Consider the following 20,476-nt stretch of genomic DNA (forward strand, 5'->3'; position numbering starts at 1 on the left):
AACTATCCTTTTTTATTTTCTAAACTTTCTATAGTGAAATTATGGTTTGTGTAAATACAAGTATCTGCAGCTATAGTAAGACTTTTTTTGACTATATCTTCTGCTGAAAGATCAGTATTTTCAACAAGGGCTGTTGCCGCTGAGCGAGCATAAGTTGACCCAGAACCAATAGATATAATGTCATTTTTGTCAGCAGCCATAACATCTCCAGCCCCTGATATTAGAAGAGATAGCTTTTCATCTGCAACTATAATCATAGCTTCTAACTTACTCAGCATTCTATCTAAACGCCACTCACGCACCATTTCAACAGCAGCTCTTTCAAGATTACCTTGATAAAATTCTAGTTTTTGTTCAAATTTTTCAAATAGTGTGAATGCATCTGCAGTAGAACCTGCAAAACCTGTTAGAACTTTACCACCATTTAATTTTCTAACTTTTATGATATTTTCTTTTGCTATTGTATGTCCTAATGTAGCTTGACCATCGCCACCAATTACTACTTTATCATCTTTTCTAACGCATAGGATGGTAGTTCCTTTCATTGCTTCCATAATCAAATCCTTTGTTAGGTTTGTTAAAATAATCTATGTAATATTACTAAATGGTATTGATATAAAATTTTACAAGTATTTATTATATTTTTTTTAAGCTTTAAAGCCGTTATTGATTTTTGTAAGACAAAAATAGTAAATTTTATGTTATATTTTAGCTTGTTTTATTTTTACTAGAGCATTTATGATGAATAATTTAAATTTTAGAGAAACGATTTCGATAGCAACAAATATATACAAAAGAGCCTTTAAAATAACTTTTGTATTAGCTTTTATGCTGTCATTTATATCAGAGTTTTGTTTTGTATATTTAATGAAGCATGGTATGGCAGATTATATTCAAAGTGGTAACGAAGCTGATATCTCGCAATTACCATCGGGAAATATACTAGCGAGTATGTTTTTGTTGATTGTAGTAGCTACAGTATTTGTTTATGCAATGATAATAATATTGCAAGGTGTAATGGTTAAACATGAGCTAAAAGTATCCGATGCATTAAAAATAGCATTACAAATCTTTTCTAAGAGAGTATTTGTATTTCTTGGAGCATTTTTACTTTCCATGATTGTGATGACAGTACTCACTATGTTTTTACAATATATAGGTATTTTTTTGGGAGTATTATTATTCTTGACAGTTATGCCTGCTGTGTTATTGGCACAAAAGGGTGTTTTTGAATCTATATCTAACAACTTCGCTATAATAAGAAGTAACTTTTTTTATATGTTTAGAATATCGATAGCAATATTAGCTCTTATGGTAATAAAACCGTTAGTAACTTTTGGATTGATATATCTGTTGAAAAACTTCGGTCTAGAGATGAGTTCATTAGAAATGTCTATTCAAAACATCATTGTAACAGTTGTCGATGCTTTTATTTTACCTTTTATTTTTGCAATTAGTGTTGCGACATTTTTCTCAACAAGCTCTAAATAAAATTTATTCTGTAAGAATTTTCTTAAAGAAATCAAAATCATAGCTATTTTCAAAACGAATATTTTTATCAGCTAGATTTGTGTTTTTATAAACATTATTAATCTCTGTAACAATACCAGCATCAATCTTGATTTTGATTTGTTCACTACCTTTAGTGTATGTCTTTGTAAACGGTAGAGTTTTACCGAAGCGCCATTTCCATTCTTTGAGTGTTTCTATCTCTTTGTCTATTAACTCTCTATTTTCTAATGGCGTTTCTTCATTTATTAAGCTTAAATCAATACTTCTGAAGCTTTTAATAAAAGACCTTGTGAGATCTTGAGTTTGTATATCATGCTTTATCTCAGATAGATTAATTACTTTTGAGCGATGGGATTTTACTCCCTTTGTATCTAAAGATTTATCTATTGGTTGATGAAGATAGTCATAGAGTTTTTTTGTATTAGCATTGATGAGTAGTGTACCATGATGGAAAGCACGATCTTTTTTCTCTCGAAAAGCGCTACCTGATACTTTGTAGGTATGACCATTATGATCAACAACAATATCATTTCTTTCATTTGCATATACATCTATACCTAGTTTTTTGACTGTATTGCATACTAGTTCTAGGTTTGTTTTGATGTTATGTTCTTTTTTTGTGCTGATGATAGTGTAGTTAAGATTACCATAATCATGATAAACAGTTCCACCGCCACTTTGACGGCGTACCATTGGTATACTATCGTTATTCATTGCTTCAAGGTTACACTCAAGCCATGGGTTTTGAGCTCTACCAATAACAACACATGGAGAGTTTTGCCATAAAAATAAAATCTTTTCATGATGAAGTTTTTCTAGAAGCAACCAGTTTTCAAAAGCTAAATTAAAATAAATATCATTACTTTGTGATATATATATATGCATAGGATATTAAATGTTTTTACTTTGTAGTAAGTATAAGGTTTTATTGGTTCTATAAAAGAGTTTTGTGCTATAATTTTGCTTTATTGAGAGAAATTTTTATATACAAAAATATAATGTCGACGATACAACAGACTTTAGAAATAATTAAAAGAGGGGCAGATGAAGTCCTAATTGAAGAAGAATTAGTTAAAAAACTCGAAAAAAACAAGCCATTAGTGATTAAGTTTGGTTGTGATCCAACAGCTCCTGATATCCATCTTGGTCATACCGTTGTAATTAATAAATTAAAACAGTTGCAAGATTTAGGACATGAAATTCACTTTTTGATAGGTGATTTCACAGCTCAGATAGGCGATCCTACTGGTAAAAATGCGACAAGACCTCCATTGACTGCAGAAGAGGTTGCTGCAAATGCTGAAACATATACTAAACAAGTATTTAAAATCTTAGATAAAGAAAGAACAGTCATTCGTCGTAATGGTGATTGGTTTGATAAAATGTCTGCAAGCGATATGATCAAACTAGCATCTAAATCAACAGTTGCTAGAATGCTTGAAAGAGATGATTTCTCAAAAAGATACAAAGGTGGCCAGTCTATCTCAATACATGAGTTTTTGTATCCATTAGTACAAGGCTATGATTCTGTAGCTATGAATGCGGATATTGAGCTTGGTGGTACAGATCAGAAATTTAATTTGTTGATGGGCAGAGAGCTACAAAAACAACAAGGTCAAGAACCACAGATTATCATAACAATGCCACTTCTCGAAGGTTTAGATGGTGTCAAAAAAATGTCAAAATCTAGCCAAAATTATATAGGTATTGAAGAAGCACCTAACGATATATTTGGCAAGGTGATGTCTGTTTCAGATGAATTGATGTGGAGATATTACGAATTACTTAGCTTCAAATCTTTAGATACTATAGCTAATTTAAAACAAGATGTTGCTAATGGCACAAATCCACGTGACATTAAAATAGAGTTGGCAAAAGAGTTAATAGAGAGATTTCACTCTAAGGAAGATGCTGAAAGTGCGCATCAAGATTTTATCCAAAGATTTCAAAAAAATCAGATACCTGATGACATAAATGTTGTAGAATTAAGTCAAGAATTGCCAATAGCAAACTTGCTTAAAGAAGCAGGATTGGTAGCAAGTACTTCAGAAGCTATTCGCATGATTAAGCAAGGAGCTGTTAAAATAGATGGTGAGAAGGCTGCTGATAATAAAGCTGTTTTTGGTAAAGGTACAGAAAATGTTTTCCAAGTTGGTAAGCGTAAATTTGCAAAAATTATTATAAAATAAGGGGTTATTTAAAATGGATAAGTTTTTATCAATATTTGTAGGTGTTTTAATAATAGTAACTATTATTACTATATTTATTAATCTATTTCCAATTGCTATTAAAGTATGTTTTATATCGGCAGTAATTAGTGCAATAATTTACGTTGTGCTTAAGATGATAGAAAAGTTTAGTAATTAATCGTTAATAATCTATATTGTTTAATAGTGGATCAATCATTTCTTTTAAAATCAATTATCTGTCTACGTTGCTTTTTTGTAGGTTTTTCTGGGCTTAATAAGTTAGCAGTCTTTCTGATGGTTGCTTCTTTTTCTCTCTTTTCGATACTTTGTTGTGTTTCTGTGTAAAGTTTTTGAGCTTCAGTAGCTGATTTTCTAACTTCATCGAGAGCTTCGACAATTATTGTTTTTTTAATATGTGATTGTTGGATTTGGTATTCATCGCCAATATTTACAGCTTTACTGACTTTTGTTTTTTGTCTCTGAAAGTGTACTTTGCCACCTTCGATAGCTTTTTTTGCGATAGCTCTAGTTTTGTAGAATCTAGCTGCCCATAGCCATTTATCTAGTCTTACACTCATATCAGAACCAATTAGTTTGATTAAATTGATTATAGCTAATAATAACAAGGATTTTAACTGCTTTTAAAGTCTGTTATCCTAAAAGGCAGTTTAGTTATTAAAAAAAGTATTAATGAATAAAACAGTAAATTTACACAAAATGATAACAACATTAGATAGTGATAATAATGCTCTATATGAGTTAGAAGATATCTGTATGAATGATTTCATTGGCAAAAATATGAGAATAGAGTTTTTAGATGAAATTAATTGTGTATCATGTGGCATCAAAACAAAAAAGAGCTATTCTCAAGGTCATTGCTTTATGTGTATGAGAAAGTTACCTGAGTGTGATATCTGTATAGTTAAACCTGAACTGTGCCATTTCGCGGCCGGGACATGTAGAGATTCTAAGTGGGGTGAAGAAAACTGCATGAAAACTCATATTGTATACCTATCAAATACAGGAGATATTAAGGTAGGTATTACTAAGCTTAAAAATATTCCTTCACGTTGGATAGATCAAGGTGCTAGTCAAGCTATTCCGATCTTTGCTGTAGAGACTAGACTAATTTCAGGATTAGTTGAGGTCGCGATTAAAGAGCATATTTCAGATAAAACCAACTGGCGTAAAATGCTTCAAGGTGAGCCAAGTTCTGAAGTTGAATTTGAGGATTTAAGAGATGAGCTGATCGAAAAGTCTAGTGATAAAATAGCTCAAATTACAGCCAGATATGGTGATAATAGTGTTGAAGTTGTAGAGGGTAATATTCAAACCATAAATTATCCTGTGTTTGAGTATCCTACAAAAATTAAATCATTTAACTTAGATAAGGATCCTATTATAGAAGCTAAGCTCATGGGTATAAAAGGTCAGTATCTAATATTTGATACAGGTGTAATAAATATCCGTAAATATAGTGGGTATAAATGTACTATTTCAGTGTAAATTATGAATAGAGTCGCAATTATTGGTGCCGGTGCTAGTGGACTTATCAATGCAAAAGTTCTCAAGGATGGTGGTTTTCAGGTTAAAGTCTTTGAAAAAACGAACAATATTTGTGGTGTATGGAATTATGATGAGTCAGAAGGTGCATTATATGAAACACTAAAAACTAATCTCCCCAAAGAAATAATGGTTTTTGAAAATGAAAAAATTCCTTATAACTCTAATAAATCGTTTATAGAGCATAAAGAAGTTTTATATTACTTAGAAGCAAATGCCAAAGCTTGGCAAATAGATGATAGTCTTTGCCTAAATGCTGAAGTTATAAATTTGAAACCTATCCAGAAGTTATCGAAAAGGCCATTATGGAAATTATCTTATATAAGTAATAGCGCGGTATTTAATGAAGAGTTTGACTTTGTAATAATTGCTAATGGGCACTATGATGAGCCTAAAATTCCAAATAATACTAATGGTTTTGATTATATTGTAGGTAGTGCTTCACACAGCAAATACTATAGGAGTGTAGATAACTACGCTAAGAAAGTCCTATGTGTAGGATATTCTTCATCTGGTGTGGATATATCTCATGAGTTATATAATAGTGGTAGAGATGTTTATGTTTCTGTTAGAGAATTAGAAAAGAACCAAGAGCTATATAATCTACAAAATAATCTAAATATTAAGTTTATATCTTCTATTTACAAATATTATAAATGCAATGATAAGTGTATAGCTACAACTATTAATGGTAATACTATTGAGATAGATGAAATTATTTTTTGTACTGGTTATAAATATAGTTTTCCTTTTCTATCTCAAGATATTATTTCAACAAAAGATAATGTTGTGAGTCCATTATGTAATCAGATACTACATAAAGATTATCTTAATCTTGCTTTTGTTGGCATACCATGGAAAACGGTACCATTTGTTTTATCAGAATGCCAAGCTATATTTTTGGCAAAGTTGTGGCAGTCTAATCAAGATATCTTATCTAGTATTGTTGAAAAAATGATAAATACTCACAAGCATAGCTTTAAGTTTGATAGTCGCTTATTGAAAAATTATCATATGCTTGGAGATGAACAATGGGAATATAATTTAAGTACTCTTGATGTTGTCGGTGAAAAAACTCATAACAGAGAAGAAAGAATAAGGCTTATAGAGCAAGTATATAATGATGTACATAAATTAAAGATAGAAAATCCTCATGGCTATAGAGATATCGTTTATAATGTTGATTTTGAAAAAGGTCACTATAACAAGCAAATAAATTAGTTGGCTTTAGCTAGGCTCTGCAAAGCAAATTCAATATCTTTTTCGGATGATGAGTCTTCTTTTCTATTTCTATAAACACTGAGAATCTTTTTGATTAAAGTAGCTTGATAGCACTCCTTAGATATTTGTTTTCTTTGAAATTTGTGAACATCATTGATTATAGATCTGATAGCAACCTTTCTACTTAGAGTGTGAGGAGTAAGTGGAAATAGCTTAAATGCTAACCAGAGACCTAAGCATCCAACAATTGAGCTCATAGCTATGGTAAATGATGAAGTGATTTCAAAACTCATATGATTACTTGGTTGGACCATAAATACAAAACCTAAATAGAACCCAAGACTATACATCTGCAGTTTAGGAACGTTAAGAGCTGCTATGGGAATGAGTAATGCAGTTAATAATATTAATATTAATAGTTCAAAATAGCCCACTGCTTGAGATAGTAAATTTAGTGTTATAAGAATACTTATTGGTATTGATATAATTATGCCTATGATATTTTTTTTAACTGTTTCTGTGGGATTAGGTACGGATATAAAAAGTTGAGACAAGACACAAGGTAGAATAATCATCATAAGAAGACTAGAGTTGCCGTTTGTACTTACCCATACGAAGTACATGATAAGCAGTAAGCTTACGGTTCTAGCAATAGCAATTAGTGTAACTATAGGGTTGGTATATGTTATAAAACTATAAACTATCTTGTTTTGATCACTTTTGGCTTCTAAACTTTTGTAACTAGCTAGTAGGTTAGCTATTTTTGAGATTACCTTATTCAGTTTATGATCGTCAGATATGATGTTTTGATTATTACTTGTGCTATTGTCAATATTATTTAGATTGTTTGCGATTGTTTTTAAGTGATTTTGTAGGGTAGAATTATTTTCTGTTTTAGCCAAATATTTTCTTAATGAGTGTACTGCTTCTATTAGTTCAACTACAGTATTTGAAAATATAAGATAATTACCTTTGTCCAAGCTCTCATATTTTGCTGCACTCAAATCATTATCAAGAGTTATAAGATTATTAAGAATTGCTTCAACTTTTGAATTATATTTTATGTTATTAGTGAAGTCTTGTGTTAGAAACATTTCTTGAACATAATATATAGTAAGTTCTAGTACTTTATTAGAGTGATTCTTTAATGTTTTCTGAACTTTGACTGGCAATATGTAGTAATTCACAAGGCATGAGCAGATACAGCCAATAGATATTTCAGTTACACGAGAAAATCCGGTATGAAAAATTGTCTCTTCAGTAGTGAGCATAGGATTAGCTATAGAGTAAAAAACAATTATTATGCAGGTAACATTTGCCAATGCTAAGGCATAGATAAAGTTAGGGTGAGACATGTTGGCAGAGAAGAATATAGATATAGATATAAAGCTACATAGAGCCATTAGTGCTAATACAGGAAAAGGCAAAAAAAATGTGACTATCAAAAAGCCAACAAACACTCCAATAAAAGATACAGCTATTAATAAAAGAGCTTTTTCAATGATAAAACCTGTTTCTGGTCGAGTTTGTAAAAATAGTGCAGAAATCATAGCCCACATTGGTTTATCTAAATTTAAACTCATTGATATCCATAGAGCCATAGTCAAAGATATACACCCTTTGATTGTATAAATAATATTTTCTTTATTTATAATTATTTCTAGCTCATCTGATAGTCTTTGTATCATTGTATTGTTACCGTTGCATTTATACCTGATATTAAGTTGATACTTTTAGGTATCACATCTAGAGCTATATCAACAGGTATTCGCTTAGATAGTCTTACCCAATCGTAGGTCTGCTGTACTTTTGGCAGTAGTTGACTATTCACATCTGTATTATTGTCTGCTACAGCTTTGCCAATACTTATTACATGTCCATGTAGTAGTTCTCCACCACTCATTAACTCGATAGTAGCCTTATCATTGATTTTTATATTGGGTAGTTTGGTTTCTTCAAAATATCCAGTTACATAGAAAGAATTAGCTTCAACTAAAGACATCACTGGTTTTGCTGCTACAACATAGTTTCCTTGTCGTAGTTCAATATTATTTATAGTACCATCTGCTGGGGCGTAAACACTTGTTCTATCTAGATTGATCTTTGCGAGTCTAGCCTCTGCTTTTGCTTTTTCAAGATTTGCCTTTTTTAGCTTTACTTGCATGTGATATTCATCGAGAGTATCTAAGCTTATTGAGCCATCTTTTCCAAGTTGTTCTCTACGTTGATATTGACGATCAGCTAGCTCCCATTGCATTATTGCATGTTTTAGCTCTGCTTCTTTTTCATCTAGAGTTGCTGCATATCTATCTTTGTCTATTGTAAAGATTAATTGACCTTTTTTTACTCTTTGATTATCAGATACATATATTCTGGTTACAAAACCAGAAACATCTGGCGCAATAGTGATGATATTAGCTCTAATTCGACCATCTCTAGTCCATGGTGAGTATAGATAGTATCTCCAGATCGAATATAGAGAAAACAATGCCACGCAAATTATAACAATACTAATAGTAGTTTTGGTTCTTTTGTTTGGCATTTTAGTTTCCTATTAGTAGCATGCTTAATCCTAGATAACAGATAAATAATGCAAGATTAAACCAAGATAATTTAAGATCTACATAGTCATGTATGATTTTGGGTATTGCTAGGTTTGTAGTTATAGTCAATATTGCTGCAATAGCTAAAAATAATATTATTGGAGAAATTAGTAGTCCATCAAAAGTAATTACAGGCATATCAGACTCCTTATTTTGTGCGAGATTTTTTTTAATTTTATTTCTGGAGGTAAATTAAGTCTAATTTTCCTAGAGATATTTATATGATACACCGTATCGCAAAATGGTACAAGAATGTTTTGGCAATTTTATATGAAAAAAGCTATTATTAGTCAAAAGACTTTTAAACCTCAGAAATTATTAACTTTTTATGAGTAATGAAAAAAAAATCCAAGTAATCAGCAGAGCTGTGAATGTGCTACAAAGTATTAGTAATGAGCCTGGAGGCATGAGCTTGGGAGATATAGCAAAGAAGGTCAACTTACCTCGATCTACAGTCCAGAGAATAGTTGCTGCTCTTGAGGCTGAAGGATTCACACGAAGCGAAGGGGCAGGTAAGATTTTGCTTGGATCAGGTGTTTTTAAGTTAGCATCTTCATCTTATGCAGATATAGTCTCTTTGACACAGAACACATTAAGGAAGCTTAGTGAAAAAATACGTGAAACAGTTGTTCTGACACAATCAAACAATACCGATCTTATAATAATGCATAGGTTCATAGCGAATAGGGAACTGCAGGTAATTCCAAGAATAGGTGTACTTGAGAAGCCAATTTACTATACAGCTTCTGGTAGGGCTTTGTTAGCACTGTACTCAGATGAGGAAATTATCGATATCCTGGATGAAGGTATTGAAGATAATAAAGAATTGTTTGAAAGGCTTGCTAAGATTAGAGAAGATGGTGTTGAATATGATTATGGTAAAACAATAGAGGGCATAGTCAGTACGGCAGTAGCTGTAAATACATTTTTAGGTAGTCTTGGTGTTTCTATTCTTGTACCTCAATATCGTTATGCGGAAAATAAAGATTTTTATATCAAAGAGCTTTTAAAAGTTAAATCTAAAATTTTAGCAGATATAGGTGTGAAATATTCTGAATAGATTGATCAATTAGATCTTCTAGTATAAACAAATTGACAATCTATGGTTATATGAGAGAATTCGAAGATCAAAAAAATCTTATTTTAAAATATAAATAGATGTCTACTAATGACTGGAAAAAAGCCCTTAAAGAATCTTTCTATTCACCATTAGAATTGTTAAAGTTTTTGGAAATAGATAGCGAAGAGGCCAAAGTTTCATTAAATATAACCAGGAAATTTAAAATGATAGTGCCTAGATCATTCGCTAATAGAATGCAAAAAGGTAATATCAATGATCCATTGCTCAAACAGGTTTTACCAACTATCGATGAAGAAGTGATAGATCAATCCTATAGTAGCGATCCACTTGATGAAAAAAATTATAATAAAGTGCCAGGACTATTACATAAATACCATGGTAGAGTTCTGCTGATATCACAAACAAGCTGCGCTGTGCATTGTCGCTATTGTTTTCGTAAAGAGTTTGATTATAGAGAAAATATCCCTGGTAGAAAAGATTGGTTAAAAGCATTTGAATATATAGCAAATGATAGTAGTATCGAGGAGGTCATATTAAGTGGAGGTGATCCTCTTTTAAATAACGATGAAATATTAGAATTTTTTGTAGAAAATATCCAGCAGATATCACATATCAAAAGGCTTAGGATTCATTCAAGAATACCTGTAGTATTACCAGAGCGAATGACTGCTAAACTTTTGAAAATTCTTTCAGAGCATAGGCTTGATACTGTATTAGTAATACACGTTAATCATCCAAATGAGTTAGATGATAGTATTAGAGAGGTTTTAAAAGAAATACACAATCATGGCATAATTATCCTAAATCAAAGTACATTACTTAAAGACATAAATGATGATGCTAATGTGCTATATGCTTTGAGTACAAAACTTATAAATGCTAAAGCGATTCCGTACTATATACATTCACTAGATACTGTTTCAGGAACTAAACACTATAATGTTGATAATGCTAAAGATATTATGAAAAAACTGTCTGAAATTTCATCAGGATTTATGGTGCCTGTATTAACCAAAGAGATCCCAGGCTATCCATCTAAAAAATGGCTATCTTTTCATAGTTAATTGAAGAATAAAAATATGAATTAATTTTCTTAAGAAAGACTATCTTTATATTTATAAGGATGATTTAGATTAGATAGATTTGATATTAACAGCAGCCATTTTGCCTCTGTTTTCTTCAACTTCAAAGCTAATTTTTTCGCCTTCACGTAGAGTGCTTAAACCAGCATTTTCTACTGCACTGATATGAACGAACACATCTTTACCACCATCTTGAGGCTCTATGAATCCGAATCCTTTAGTCGTATTAAAAAATTTAATAGTACCTTGTCTCATTGTTTTATTTCCTTTTGTTTTGTTGTCTTATATAAGTTAAATCACATTGGGCTTAGTTTTAAACTTTAACGATTTGCTTATAAAGAATAGATTATTGGAAATAAACTTCTGATTATATTAGTTTCGTAGTAGTCAAATTAAAGTTACAATATAAATAACTGACACTAATCATATAGTATAAAAGTATTAATTGAAAGCTTTTTAATGAAAACTAGGTATTTTAGTTAAATCAAAATCTTCTTCGTATTTGTCCAAGTCTTTTAGATATAAGCATAAATCTTGAAAATCTAAACAACTTTCTACCATCGAAGATTCTTTGTTATCACTAAAGTCTCTATCCGTCATATGGTTTATTAAATTAATAAACTGTTCCATAATCTCAGTATTGAATATACTAAGCTCTGCTGCTTGAGCTATACTTACTTTTTTCGATTCTGATATTTTCTGGACTAAAGTAGTTATATCACTAAAAATAACTTCTAACATTTTATTATTTTCAAAATTAATGAATGTGTTTTTGGGATCAATCATTCTAAACATATATTGTTAAATAGATGCTTATTATACTCTTAAATGAGAACATAATCTTAGTTATATTTATATATGTCTCCATAATATGTATCTTTAGTGGATACTTTGTATTAACATTGATAGTGTATAAATAAAATAAAGCCTCTAAATCTTCTTTAGATACTTCATTGCTATTTTGCTAATAATAATTTTTAACCCTAAAAGAACTTTAATAGTTCTTAATATTCTAAAATTAAGAGAGGATAATATGCCAAGAATAATAGTCGATCCCAGAAAACCTTTTGATATTAGTCTAAGAAACTTCAAAAGAGCTTGTGAAAAAGCAGGTATTAAACAAGAGCTTAGAGAAAGACAGCATTACGTAAAACCAACCCAGAAGAGAAAAATGGCTAAAAAAGCAGCTATAAGTAGAGCTAAAAAAGAAGCAAGAAGGTCTTATTCTTATTAATTCTCTTATTAGTTCAATCTACAATTCCAGAACTTACATAAATCTTGATACTTCTAGCAATAGCAAAACCAATTAAATATAATAAATTCATACACTTATTTTCTATTTAAAATTCAAGCAAATGGCAAAAGCAAAAAAGACAGTTTCAGAGTCTATCGAAGTCACTTTATGGAAAGCAGCAGACAAACTTAGAAAAAATATTGATGCAGCAGAATATAAGCATGTTGTACTAGGTTTGGTATTCTTGAAATATATCTCAGATAGCTTTGAGGAACGATACGCAGAGCTTCAAAGTGAAGAGTGGGCAGATCCAGAGGATAAAGATGAGTATTTAGAGTCAAATATTTTCTTTGTGCCTACTAAAGCAAGATGGTCGTATCTTTTGGCAAATGCGAAGCTACCAGAGATTGGTAAGCTAGTCGATGAGGCAATGGATGAGATCGAGAGAGAAAATAACTCGCTAAAAGGTGTATTACCAAAAGTTTATGCACGCGATAATCTTAACTCGACAACACTAGGAGAGCTAATCGATATAATCGGTAATATCTCAATTGGTGATACTCAAAGCCGTAGTGCAGACGTGCTTGGTCATGTATTTGAGTATTTCCTGGGAGAGTTCGCACTAGCAGAGGGTAAACAGGGCGGACAATTCTATACGCCAAAATCTGTAGTTGAGCTACTGGTGAAAATGCTTGAACCATACAAAGGTAGAGTATTTGATCCATGTTGTGGTAGTGGAGGTATGTTTGTTCAATCTGAGAAATTTGTTGAATCTCATCAAGGGCAAATCAATGATATTTCTATTTATGGGCAAGAGTCAAACCAAACCACTTGGCGATTATGTAAGATGAACCTAGCAATACGAGGTATAGATAGCTCGCAAGTTAAATGGAATTCTGAAGGCTCATTTTTAAATGATGCGCATAAGGACTTAAAAGCTGACTATATCATTGCTAATCCACCATTTAATATCTCAGACTGGAGTGGTGAGCTACTGCGAAATGATGCAAGGTGGCAATATGGTACACCGCCAGCAGGTAATGCTAACTATGCTTGGATACAGCATTTCTTGTATCATCTAGCACCTACTGGAGTTGCTGGTTTTGTATTAGCAAAAGGAGCATTGACATCAAACACCTCAGGTGAGGGTGATATCCGTAAGGCTTTAGTAGAGGCAAATTTGGTTGATTGTATAGTTAATTTACCTGCTAAGCTGTTTTTGAATACGCAAATCCCAGCTTCGTTATGGTTTATCAAAAGAGGTCGTAAGACAAAAGATATACTCTTTATAGATGCTAGAAATAAAGGTCATCTAATCAATCGTAGAACTAAAGAATTTAGTGATGATGATATTACAGAAATCGCGCAAACATATCATAACTGGAAAGTCGACAATGATTATGAGGATATCAAGGGTTTCTGTAAGTCGGCAAGCTATGAAGAGGTAGCAGAACTAAACTATGTGCTAACACCAGGTAGGTATGTCGGTTTAGAAGAGGTTGAAGATGATTTTAACTTTGCAGAGAGATTTACAAGTCTAAAAACTCAACTATCAGAGCAAATGCAACAAGAAGAAGCTCTAAATCAAAGGATTATGGATAATCTAGCGAAGATAAAAATAAACATTCATTCTGAACTTGATTCAGAATCTCTTGATTAACAGGAGATTTGATTTATGAGTGGAATAGTTATTTATGAAAATGGTAATATAGAGTTAAAAACTACTGTAGAGAATGAGACGGTTTGGCTAACTCAAAAGCAAATGAGTGAACTATTTGTAAAGAGTGTAAAAACAATATCAGAACATATAGGTAATGTTTTTAAAGAGGGTGAGTTAGAAAAACATTCAGTTATCCGGAATTTCCGGACAACTGCTGCAGATGGTAAAACATATAGTGTTGATCATTACAGTTTAGATGTGGTCATATCAGTAGGGTATAGGGTAAAATCAAAACAAGGCACTCAATTTCGTATATGGGCAAATAAAGTTCTAAAAGAATACCTTATCAAAGGCTATGCACTAAACAAAGACAAGCTCAAGCAACAAAAACTACAAGAGTTAGAGCAAACTATACAGCTTATAAAACAAAGCTTACAAAATAATGCTATAAGCACAAACGAAGCAAAAGGCTTTGTAGAAATAGTATCTAACTACGCTAAGAGTTGGGCGCTACTGCAAGGCTATGATGATCAAAGCTTAGAAGAGGTTACACAAACTAAAGAGTCAAAATTTATACTTGATTACGATGAGGCTAAAGCAGCTATAGCAGAACTAAAAAGCACACTAATAGCCAAAGGCGAAGCTACAGAACTTTTTGGACAAGAAAAAGCAGGTGAGTTAAAGGGTAATTTACAAAGTATCTATCAAAGTTTTGCAGGTGAGAATCTTTTACCATCGGTTGAGGCAAAGGCTGCAAACTTACTATATTACATTATCAAAGGGCATCCATTTAATGATGGTAACAAACGCATAGGTGCTTATCTTTTTGTATTGTTTTTGCATAAGAATGGCATCTTATATAAACCAAGTGGCGAGACTAAGATAAATGACAATGCTCTAGCTTCTATAGCTCTACTAGTGGCACAATCTGCCCCTAGTCAAAAAGAGATAATAATTAAACTAGTAATGAATATGCTATATGAGGGAGAGGCTAATGAGTAATTCAGAATTACCAAAAGGCTGGAGAGAGAGTAGGTTGGGTGATGTTGTTGATGTATTAAACGGATATGCATTTAAATCAAGAGACTTTTTAGAGACTCAACAAAAAAATAGTTTGCCAATTATAAAAATAAAAAATGTAGCAAATGGAGATGTTAATATAAATGGTTCACAGTATCATCATTTAAATGAAAAGCTATCTAAATATATAGTTACTAAGGGTGATGTTTTAGTAGCATTGACTGGTAATCACCCTCAATCTATAACACAGGTTGTTGGACAGTCATCTAAATACAAGCTATTAAGTGATGCTTTGCTAAATCAGAGAGTGGCAAAATTGCTACCTAAGAATATTTGTAATTCTTATCTATACTTTTTAATGAAAGATGAAATCACACATGACTATTTAGCTAATCAATCGTCAGGTAGTGCAAACCAAGCTAATATCTCAAAATCAGATATAGAAAATATGCCTGTCAACCTCCCACCACTAGCCGAGCAAAAAGCCATAGCTGAAGTGCTATCTAGCCTTGATGATAAAATTGATCTACTCCACCAACAAAATCAAACCTTAGAAGATATGGCACAAACTCTATTTAGAGAGTGGTTTATCGAAAAAGCTGATGGTCAATTAGGTAAGTTTAATATATGGATTGATGAACATGTTGGTGGAGATTGGGGCAAAGAATTTTTGACTCAAGATTTTGACTTTGTAGTAAATTGTATAAGGGGAACAGATATAGCTGATTTGAATAATGGTATTGCTACTAAAACGCCTAAAAGATATGTAAAGCAAAATAGATTTACAAAAATTGAGCCAAAAGACGGTGACATTATAATGGAAATATCAGGAGGCACAGAGAACCAATCTACTGGAAGGTGTGTTTATATAAATGGTGATATTAAATCGTTATTTGATAAACCTTTAGTTTTTTCTAATTTTTGTAGATTGTTTAGAGTTAAGAAAAAAGAATATTCTTTTTTCTTATATTTATATTTTAAGTATCTATATTCAATTGATGAGTTTTTTATGTTGGAGAATGGTAGCTCTGGGATTAAAAACTTAAATTACAAAGCACTATTATATGAATTAGATTATTTTATGCCGGCTGAATCTAAAGTTTTAGAGTTCAATAATAATGTTGATTCTTTATTTAAAAAGATAAATATAAATAAAAAACAAATAAAAACACTAGAGCAGACTAGAGATACTTTATTACCTAAATTGATGAGTAGTAAAGTCAGAGTAATAATATGAGCAAGATGGCTTTTTATATAGGAGCTTATTTAAATGTCAGTGAAGATAAAGAAAATTGATAAGCTTACATCATTTTGTGGACTAAATGATATATCCATGGATGCAGAATTTAAAGATTACAATGTAATTTTTGCTAATAATGGAGCGGGTAAAACATCAATTACAAGAGCATTTGAACTTTTAATTGGCAAAAACTATCAACATATAAAGCAGTATCAAACTATAGGCTCTACGGTTGATCCTGAAATCTCTTTTATTTTGAGTGATAATAGTTCTATAGCTGTGAATACCACACAAATAAATCAGAATTCATCGTTTAATATTGAAATTTACAATAGTGATTTTTTAATACATAATGCACCATTAAGTTCAGATTTTGGATTAAAGAAATTAGATGATAAAACTATTATTCTTGAAGGCTCGTTTGTAGGGGAAGAAACTAAAGAAATACAAGAGTTAAACAAACAAAAAGATGATGCAATAAGTAGGAAAATTGCTATCAATGGAGATATCAATACTCCAAACATTAAAAGTGAACTTGAAAAAACTGATGAAAGAACGAGCGATGCAGAAGCAGCTATCGAAAGAATAAGAACAAGTATTACTACTAGAGAAATACCCATTAGTATTAGTGAAATTAGCATTGATTCTACTTTATTAAGTGAGAAAAATACTTTTAATGTTGATGAGAGTCGTTTACAAGGGTTAAAGACTAAATTTGATGAACTTTATATTGCTATGAAATCATTTGAGTCTTTATCTGAGATAAGTTTTCCACAATTAAATGTGCTTCAAGAAGAAAGTTTTACAAAATTGTTTAAATTCGATATTGAAAAAGAAGCTGGTGAAGTGGGAGAGAAAGTTAAAAATCATATTTTAAAAGCTGGTCAAAAATTTATAGAAGATGGTATGAAACTTACAGATTCAGAAGAATTTGATGTTTGTCCTTTTTGTATGCAATCTATTGAAAATGGAATTTTAGATGGCTATGCCATATATTTTAATGATGCAATTGATAAATTTAATATTTTAACACAAACAACACTTTCAAAGCTTAATGATGATCTCAAAGTTCTTGAAGGTGAAAAGAATAGAATTCTAAATGATTTTGAACAATTTAGGCCTTTTGTTCCAGAAAATTTTGACCAAAGCAAAAATGATTTTCAAAGCAATCTGGATTTGTTAGATAAAGCATTAAAACAAATAATTAAACTAGTACAAGAAAAGCAAGGTATTAAAAACTTAGAAAGTTTTTTTAGTACGAAACAAAATTTTGTAGAGACTTATAAAAAATGTAATGAAGTATTAGAGATAACAAAAAATATTTTAGATAACAAAAGAGCTCAACAAAAACAGTTGAATTTTACCAAAGTTGAATTAAAAAAATTAAAAATCCTCAAAGCAAAAAAAGAGAGTTTTGAATTACAAAAAAAGAAATATGAGGTTTTAAAACAAAAAGAATCTTTAAGTTTTGAATTGAGTCAACTTGAAGATACTATAAAGAATACAGAAAAAAGTATTCAAGAATTGCAAGCTAAAAAAAGGCCTGACATTAAAGTCATAAAGGATTATTTGAAAGTTCTGAATTTATCAAAATATTCTGTTGACTCGGATTATCAAATAACTATAAGTCAAAAAATTGTTCAAAATGAGAATATACGAATAGTATTAAGTGAGGGAGAAAAAACGACTCTTGCATTTGCATATTTCTTGGCTAGGTTAAAATTATTTTATAATAAAGAATCTTTAAAAGACTTGATTGTTGTTATAGATGACCCGATATCAAGCCTTGATGAAAATAGAATTTATACGACTTCCTATTTAGTAGCTAAAATTAATCAAGAAATTGCAGGAGAGATTTTACAAAAGTCAGATGATAAAGCTCAAGTTTTTGTTTTTACGCATAGTCATGTGTTCATGACCAACATGATTAGAATATTAGGTAAGCATGCATCGTATCATCAATTATCTAGAAATAGTGATAAACTTATATTTGAGTCAAAAGACAAAGCGGCAGGGTATTTTGATACATTCTATATGCTTTTATTTAAGGAAATCATAAACTTTGCAGAAGATACAAATTTGAATGAAGATTATGATAAAGCATTAAACAATGGCAATAAAATACGGATTTTACTTGAAAGTTTTATAAAAACTAATTTCATAAGTCAATTTATTGAAAAAGAGTATAAGCAGCAAAGCTCATTCGCTGATGAAACTCTTGATAATATAATTAAAACTATATCTGATTCAAACAGCTCTCACAAATTTCAAAATGCTTACTTTTCTGAATCCGATTGTCAGATTATTGATAGCAGTGATCTGAAAATGAAACTTGATAGTGTGATTAAAGGGTTACACATGGACAGCCATGGGAGTATAGTAGATTTTTATTCTCAGCATAAAACATCTTTACAAGAAGTACAAAAGTTTGCAAAAATATCTATAAATGTAATGATGGCACTAAATCCAAATCAAGTATGCTTTTATATTGAAGCATCAAAAAAATAACAGTTAATTGAATTTTAAAAATCTATTTAACTAACAAATTTAAACTTGTATAATGAATCATAAAAATTAAGAAAAATATATACTTTTTTCTTAAAAAAAATATGGTTCAAAGCTATGCAATCTATAGAACAAAAGATTCTTTCAAAAATATATAGAAATGGAAGAGGGTATAGCTTCTCTTCAAATGACTTTATCAAAGATTATCCAAGAGAAAGTATTGATTGGTCTCTTTCTAATTTAACAAGAAGAGGAATAATTCGCCGTATAGCTAGAGGTTTGTATGACTATCCTAGATATAGTGAATTACTTAAACAAAATCTAAGCCCAGATATTGAAAAAGTTGCTCACGCAATAGCTCGTAAGTTTAATTGGGATATCGAAGTTAGTGGTGACACTGCACTAAATTTGCTTGGACTATCTACACAAGTTGTTGGTAAATATATTTATCTGACTAACGGAGCTAATCGTAGTTATAAAATACTTGATAATATAACGATTGAGTTTAAAAAATCAGCCTTAAAAAATATTGGTTTCAAGTACCGAGAAAGTATTTTGTTAGTGCAAGCTTTAAAGTCACTAGGTAAAGAGAATGTAGGTGATGAGATTATATCTAAACTACAAGATATTATAGATAAATCTATGTGTGACAAGATCTTAAAAGATACCAAAACTGCTACAAATTGGATTTATGAGATTATAAAAAAGGTTTGTGCATGCCATGGGGATATATTAAATGGATAAGATAGCACTTCTATCGGAGTCTCAGAGAGCAGAGCTTTTTAGTGAAACAGCAAGGTTAATGGATACTACAAATGCGATTGTAGAAAAGGATTTTTGGGTAGTTTGGGTTCTATCCAAGATCTTTAGCTGTGATGCTATCAATAAAAAACTAATGTTTAAAGGTGGTACGAGCTTATCAAAAGTTTTTAATCTTATTGGTAGATTTTCTGAAGATATAGATTTGATTTTAGATTGGCGAGAAGTTGTTGATAGTGATCCAAATGAGCCGAAATCATCTAAGACAAAACAAGATAAGTTTAATAAGCATGTCAATGAAAGTGCCAAAACCTATATTAAAGAAGAACTGTTGCCTATAGTATCTGAACTAATTTCTCCAATATGTAAATGTTATATTGGCGATGATCCTTTTAATATACATGTTAAATATCCAGCAGCTTTTAATGATAAATATCTAAGACCTGAAATTTTACTTGAGATTGGACCTTTAGCTTCTTGGTTACCTCATGGTAGTTATGAGATTAGTTCTTACGCTTATGATAAATTTTCACATATCTTTGATAAAGGTACATGCTCAGTAAATGCCATCTGTGCAGAACGAACATTCTGGGAGAAAGCTACTATTCTTCATCAAGAGGCAAATAGACCTGAAGATAAAAGCTTACCACCTAGATACTCAAGACACTATTATGATTTAGCTCTGTACACGATAAAAAATATTGAAAGGACTGATTAAAGCCTTATATATTCATTATTTGCGAAAGATGAAAAAGTACTTTAATCAGCTAAGAGGAAGTCTATCTGAAATATTCAATTGGCACAAGT

Annotated in this window: 22 protein-coding genes; 14 read left to right on the forward strand and 8 right to left on the reverse strand. The window is 31.0% G+C overall.

Annotated elements, in window-relative coordinates:
* Window positions 1-2: 2 nt before the first annotated feature.
* Entirely contained in the window at window positions 3-554 is a 552-nt protein-coding gene (hslV, locus tag F3D57_RS07030) for an ATP-dependent protease subunit HslV (protein WP_150465712.1), read from the reverse strand.
* A 187-nt stretch (window positions 555-741) separates the two neighbouring features.
* Between hslV and F3D57_RS07035 the strand changes: the two genes are divergently transcribed.
* Window positions 742-1,491: a hypothetical protein gene (locus tag F3D57_RS07035; RefSeq protein WP_146421245.1), complete on the forward strand. Its 750-nt coding sequence runs from the start codon at window positions 742-744 to the stop codon at window positions 1,489-1,491.
* A gap of 3 nt (window positions 1,492-1,494) precedes the next feature.
* Here F3D57_RS07035 and F3D57_RS07040 read toward each other — a convergent pair whose 3' ends face one another.
* A complete protein-coding gene (locus tag F3D57_RS07040) occupies window positions 1,495-2,397 on the reverse strand; it encodes a biotin/lipoate A/B protein ligase family protein (protein ID WP_150465713.1) in 903 nt (300 codons plus the stop codon).
* A 113-nt stretch (window positions 2,398-2,510) separates the two neighbouring features.
* Here F3D57_RS07040 and tyrS point away from each other — a divergent pair, with 113 nt between their 5' ends.
* Both tyrS and F3D57_RS10240 read left to right on the forward strand, forming a co-directional pair.
* The gene (gene tyrS / locus F3D57_RS07045; RefSeq protein ID WP_150465714.1) at window positions 2,511-3,701 is read left to right on the forward strand and encodes a tyrosine--tRNA ligase; all 1,191 of its coding nucleotides are present in this window, start codon (window positions 2,511-2,513) and stop codon (window positions 3,699-3,701) included.
* Between the two features lie 13 nt (window positions 3,702-3,714).
* Window positions 3,715-3,879, forward strand: coding sequence for a hypothetical protein (locus F3D57_RS10240; RefSeq protein WP_013923284.1), 165 nt, complete (start codon window positions 3,715-3,717; stop codon window positions 3,877-3,879).
* 31 nt (window positions 3,880-3,910) lie between these two features.
* On the opposite strand, the gene F3D57_RS07050 is transcribed toward F3D57_RS10240, so the two are convergent.
* Window positions 3,911-4,279, reverse strand: a complete 369-nt coding sequence (locus F3D57_RS07050) for an RNA-binding S4 domain-containing protein (protein WP_150465715.1) — start codon at window positions 4,277-4,279, stop codon at window positions 3,911-3,913.
* Between the two features lie 112 nt (window positions 4,280-4,391).
* Between F3D57_RS07050 and F3D57_RS07055 the strand changes: the two genes are divergently transcribed.
* Together F3D57_RS07055 and F3D57_RS07060 are read left to right on the forward strand one after the other, a co-directional pair.
* Window positions 4,392-5,207 (forward strand): DUF2797 domain-containing protein, encoded by an 816-nt coding sequence (locus tag F3D57_RS07055; protein WP_150465716.1) that lies wholly within the window; start codon window positions 4,392-4,394, stop codon window positions 5,205-5,207.
* Window positions 5,208-5,210: 3 nt separating this feature from the next.
* Window positions 5,211-6,485, forward strand: a complete 1,275-nt coding sequence (locus F3D57_RS07060) for an NAD(P)-binding domain-containing protein (protein WP_150463927.1) — start codon at window positions 5,211-5,213, stop codon at window positions 6,483-6,485.
* Here the strand turns inward: F3D57_RS07060 and F3D57_RS07065 are convergent.
* Genes F3D57_RS07065 through F3D57_RS07075 form a run of 3 tightly spaced genes read right to left on the reverse strand, consistent with a single transcriptional unit; the run spans window position 6,482 to window position 9,226 of the window.
* Complete coding sequence (locus F3D57_RS07065) at window positions 6,482-8,173, reverse strand: FUSC family protein (RefSeq protein ID WP_150463928.1); 1,692 nt, start codon at window positions 8,171-8,173, stop codon at window positions 6,482-6,484. The genes F3D57_RS07060 and F3D57_RS07065 overlap by 4 nt on opposite strands.
* On the reverse strand, window positions 8,170-9,027 hold the full coding sequence (locus F3D57_RS07070) for an HlyD family secretion protein (protein WP_150463929.1): 858 nt from the start codon (window positions 9,025-9,027) through the stop codon (window positions 8,170-8,172). Before F3D57_RS07070 ends, F3D57_RS07065 begins: the two co-directional genes overlap by 4 nt.
* Window position 9,028: 1 nt before the next feature.
* Window positions 9,029-9,226, reverse strand: a complete 198-nt coding sequence (locus F3D57_RS07075; protein WP_013923278.1) for a hypothetical protein — start codon at window positions 9,224-9,226, stop codon at window positions 9,029-9,031.
* Between the two features lie 190 nt (window positions 9,227-9,416).
* On the opposite strand from F3D57_RS07075, the gene F3D57_RS07080 reads away from it, so the two are divergent.
* The gene (locus F3D57_RS07080) at window positions 9,417-10,148 is read left to right on the forward strand and encodes an IclR family transcriptional regulator (RefSeq protein WP_041263776.1); all 732 of its coding nucleotides are present in this window, start codon (window positions 9,417-9,419) and stop codon (window positions 10,146-10,148) included.
* A gap of 98 nt (window positions 10,149-10,246) precedes the next feature.
* On the forward strand, window positions 10,247-11,233 hold the full coding sequence (gene epmB, locus F3D57_RS07085; protein ID WP_150465717.1) for an EF-P beta-lysylation protein EpmB: 987 nt from the start codon (window positions 10,247-10,249) through the stop codon (window positions 11,231-11,233).
* A gap of 69 nt (window positions 11,234-11,302) precedes the next feature.
* Here epmB and F3D57_RS07090 read toward each other — a convergent pair whose 3' ends face one another.
* Together F3D57_RS07090 and F3D57_RS07095 are read right to left on the reverse strand one after the other, a co-directional pair.
* The gene (locus F3D57_RS07090) at window positions 11,303-11,506 is read right to left on the reverse strand and encodes a cold-shock protein (RefSeq protein ID WP_013923275.1); all 204 of its coding nucleotides are present in this window, start codon (window positions 11,504-11,506) and stop codon (window positions 11,303-11,305) included.
* Window positions 11,507-11,707: 201 nt separating this feature from the next.
* Window positions 11,708-12,037, reverse strand: a complete 330-nt coding sequence (locus tag F3D57_RS07095) for a hypothetical protein (protein ID WP_150465725.1) — start codon at window positions 12,035-12,037, stop codon at window positions 11,708-11,710.
* A 247-nt stretch (window positions 12,038-12,284) separates the two neighbouring features.
* Between F3D57_RS07095 and rpsU the strand changes: the two genes are divergently transcribed.
* From rpsU to F3D57_RS07130, 7 genes are all read left to right on the forward strand, one after another.
* Window positions 12,285-12,485: a 30S ribosomal protein S21 gene (rpsU, locus tag F3D57_RS07100; RefSeq protein WP_146421252.1), complete on the forward strand. Its 201-nt coding sequence runs from the start codon at window positions 12,285-12,287 to the stop codon at window positions 12,483-12,485.
* Between the two features lie 121 nt (window positions 12,486-12,606).
* Window positions 12,607-14,145, forward strand: a complete 1,539-nt coding sequence (locus F3D57_RS07105) for a type I restriction-modification system subunit M (protein ID WP_150465718.1) — start codon at window positions 12,607-12,609, stop codon at window positions 14,143-14,145.
* Between the two features lie 15 nt (window positions 14,146-14,160).
* On the forward strand, window positions 14,161-15,147 hold the full coding sequence (gene rhuM, locus F3D57_RS07110; protein WP_150465719.1) for a RhuM family protein: 987 nt from the start codon (window positions 14,161-14,163) through the stop codon (window positions 15,145-15,147).
* A complete protein-coding gene (locus F3D57_RS07115) occupies window positions 15,140-16,402 on the forward strand; it encodes a restriction endonuclease subunit S (RefSeq protein WP_191092369.1) in 1,263 nt (420 codons plus the stop codon). Before rhuM ends, F3D57_RS07115 begins: the two co-directional genes overlap by 8 nt.
* A gap of 33 nt (window positions 16,403-16,435) precedes the next feature.
* Window positions 16,436-18,913, forward strand: a complete 2,478-nt coding sequence (locus tag F3D57_RS07120; protein WP_150465721.1) for an AAA family ATPase — start codon at window positions 16,436-16,438, stop codon at window positions 18,911-18,913.
* Window positions 18,914-19,027: 114 nt separating this feature from the next.
* Window positions 19,028-19,654, forward strand: a complete 627-nt coding sequence (locus F3D57_RS07125; RefSeq protein ID WP_150465722.1) for a DUF6088 family protein — start codon at window positions 19,028-19,030, stop codon at window positions 19,652-19,654.
* Window positions 19,647-20,387, forward strand: coding sequence for a nucleotidyl transferase AbiEii/AbiGii toxin family protein (locus F3D57_RS07130; RefSeq protein ID WP_150465723.1), 741 nt, complete (start codon window positions 19,647-19,649; stop codon window positions 20,385-20,387). Before F3D57_RS07125 ends, F3D57_RS07130 begins: the two co-directional genes overlap by 8 nt.
* Window positions 20,388-20,476: the final 89 nt, after the last annotated feature.

It is taken from the genome of Francisella sp. SYW-2, from assembly GCF_008711475.1.
In the GTDB taxonomy this organism is placed as follows: Bacteria; Pseudomonadota; Gammaproteobacteria; order Francisellales; family Francisellaceae; genus Francisella; species Francisella salimarina.

Excerpts from the sequence above, each read along its gene's own strand:
- rpsU (WP_146421252.1), top strand. The coding sequence starts at position 12,285 with ATGCCAAGAATAATAGTCGATCCCAGAAAACCTTTTGATATTAGTCTA.
- F3D57_RS07035 (WP_146421245.1), top strand. The coding sequence starts at position 742 with ATGAATAATTTAAATTTTAGAGAAACGATTTCGATAGCAACAAATATA.
- F3D57_RS07065 (WP_150463928.1), bottom strand. The coding sequence starts at position 8,173 with ATGATACAAAGACTATCAGATGAGCTAGAAATAATTATAAATAAAGAA.
- F3D57_RS07115 (WP_191092369.1), top strand. The coding sequence starts at position 15,140 with ATGAGTAATTCAGAATTACCAAAAGGCTGGAGAGAGAGTAGGTTGGGT.
- F3D57_RS07040 (WP_150465713.1), bottom strand. The coding sequence starts at position 2,397 with ATGCATATATATATATCACAAAGTAATGATATTTATTTTAATTTAGCT.
- F3D57_RS10240 (WP_013923284.1), top strand. The coding sequence starts at position 3,715 with ATGGATAAGTTTTTATCAATATTTGTAGGTGTTTTAATAATAGTAACT.
- epmB (WP_150465717.1), top strand. The coding sequence starts at position 10,247 with ATGTCTACTAATGACTGGAAAAAAGCCCTTAAAGAATCTTTCTATTCA.
- F3D57_RS07060 (WP_150463927.1), top strand. The coding sequence starts at position 5,211 with ATGAATAGAGTCGCAATTATTGGTGCCGGTGCTAGTGGACTTATCAAT.
- F3D57_RS07050 (WP_150465715.1), bottom strand. The coding sequence starts at position 4,279 with ATGAGTGTAAGACTAGATAAATGGCTATGGGCAGCTAGATTCTACAAA.
- F3D57_RS07080 (WP_041263776.1), top strand. The coding sequence starts at position 9,417 with ATGAGTAATGAAAAAAAAATCCAAGTAATCAGCAGAGCTGTGAATGTG.
- tyrS (WP_150465714.1), top strand. The coding sequence starts at position 2,511 with ATGTCGACGATACAACAGACTTTAGAAATAATTAAAAGAGGGGCAGAT.
- F3D57_RS07105 (WP_150465718.1), top strand. The coding sequence starts at position 12,607 with ATGGCAAAAGCAAAAAAGACAGTTTCAGAGTCTATCGAAGTCACTTTA.
- F3D57_RS07120 (WP_150465721.1), top strand. The coding sequence starts at position 16,436 with ATGTCAGTGAAGATAAAGAAAATTGATAAGCTTACATCATTTTGTGGA.
- F3D57_RS07090 (WP_013923275.1), bottom strand. The coding sequence starts at position 11,506 with ATGAGACAAGGTACTATTAAATTTTTTAATACGACTAAAGGATTCGGA.
- F3D57_RS07125 (WP_150465722.1), top strand. The coding sequence starts at position 19,028 with ATGCAATCTATAGAACAAAAGATTCTTTCAAAAATATATAGAAATGGA.
- rhuM (WP_150465719.1), top strand. The coding sequence starts at position 14,161 with ATGAGTGGAATAGTTATTTATGAAAATGGTAATATAGAGTTAAAAACT.
- F3D57_RS07075 (WP_013923278.1), bottom strand. The coding sequence starts at position 9,226 with ATGCCTGTAATTACTTTTGATGGACTACTAATTTCTCCAATAATATTA.
- F3D57_RS07130 (WP_150465723.1), top strand. The coding sequence starts at position 19,647 with ATGGATAAGATAGCACTTCTATCGGAGTCTCAGAGAGCAGAGCTTTTT.
- hslV (WP_150465712.1), bottom strand. The coding sequence starts at position 554 with ATGGAAGCAATGAAAGGAACTACCATCCTATGCGTTAGAAAAGATGAT.
- F3D57_RS07070 (WP_150463929.1), bottom strand. The coding sequence starts at position 9,027 with ATGCCAAACAAAAGAACCAAAACTACTATTAGTATTGTTATAATTTGC.
- F3D57_RS07095 (WP_150465725.1), bottom strand. The coding sequence starts at position 12,037 with ATGATTGATCCCAAAAACACATTCATTAATTTTGAAAATAATAAAATG.
- F3D57_RS07055 (WP_150465716.1), top strand. The coding sequence starts at position 4,392 with ATGAATAAAACAGTAAATTTACACAAAATGATAACAACATTAGATAGT.